The 960-nt window shown below is 45.7% G+C and carries 1 protein-coding gene and 1 pseudogene; both read left to right on the top strand.

Annotation, left to right across the window (positions count from 1 at the left end; translation table 11 throughout):
• A pseudogene (locus ACWHAR_RS23955) lies at window positions 1–309 on the top strand (hypothetical protein); the annotation flags it as partial.
• Window positions 275–960: serine/threonine protein kinase PrkT (gene prkT / locus ACWHAR_RS23950; RefSeq protein WP_452088049.1), on the top strand; the 686-nt coding region annotated here is incomplete at its 3' end. The pseudogene ACWHAR_RS23955 and the gene prkT, both read left to right, overlap by 35 nt.

Below are 960 nucleotides of genomic sequence, written 5' to 3'. Positions count from 1 at the left end.
AGTATGGCGCCAAAGCTTCCAACAGTAAAAGAGGCGCTGATTGATTTGTCTGTAAGCCTCAATTCCCGAATTGGGAATAACGAATTTGCGATGTGTATATTTCCCGGGAAAAAACAAGAGGTCGAGCTTGTGCTGAACTGGACACCGAAGCTGCAATCTCTTTCCACACTCTTTGCGAAGCTTTCGACAGGCGGCATCACGCCGACAGGTCCGGCGATTCGTGAAGCGACACTGCAGTTTGAAAAAATACGCTCAAGAAGGGGCATGCTGGCAGATGATGAACGACGCTTTGACGAGTTTGGCATGTAGCCTCAAGCCGGGTACGACAATCAAAGGCAAGTGGAATGGAAACACTTATACATTGCGTAAACAGCTTGGTAAAGGGGCCAATGGAATTGTGTATTTGGCAGAAGCATCAGATGGACATGTTGCCTTAAAGGTGAGTGATGACAGCCTGTCTATTACTTCTGAAGTGAATGTCTTGAAATCTTTCTCAAAGGCCCAGTCCGTTACGATGGGGCCTTCTTTTTTTGATACGGATGATGCCTATATTCCCAGTACCAATACGAAAGTTTCATTTTATGCAATGGAATACATAAAAGGGCCGCTGCTTTTGAAGTATGTCAGTGATAAAGGAGCAGAGTGGATACCTGTATTAATGATTCAGCTGTTATCCAGCTTATCGGTGCTTCACCAGCAAGGATGGATATTCGGCGATCTTAAACCTGATAATCTGATCGTAACTGGTCCGCCCGCAAGGATCCGCTGCATTGATGTGGGCGGCACGACAAAGGAAGGCCGGGCGATAAAAGAGTATACGGAGTTTTATGACAGAGGCTATTGGGGGTATGGAACAAGGAAGGCAGAGCCATCCTATGATCTGTTCGCAGTTGCCATGATTATGATCAACAGTGTTCATAAAAAAGAATTTAAGAAAACGAGCCAGCCCAAAGAACAGCT

The organism is Bacillus sp. LR--39, from assembly GCF_053613335.1.
The sequence above is the reverse complement of the archived record's forward strand: the minus strand, read 5'-3'. Positions and strand labels throughout refer to the sequence as shown.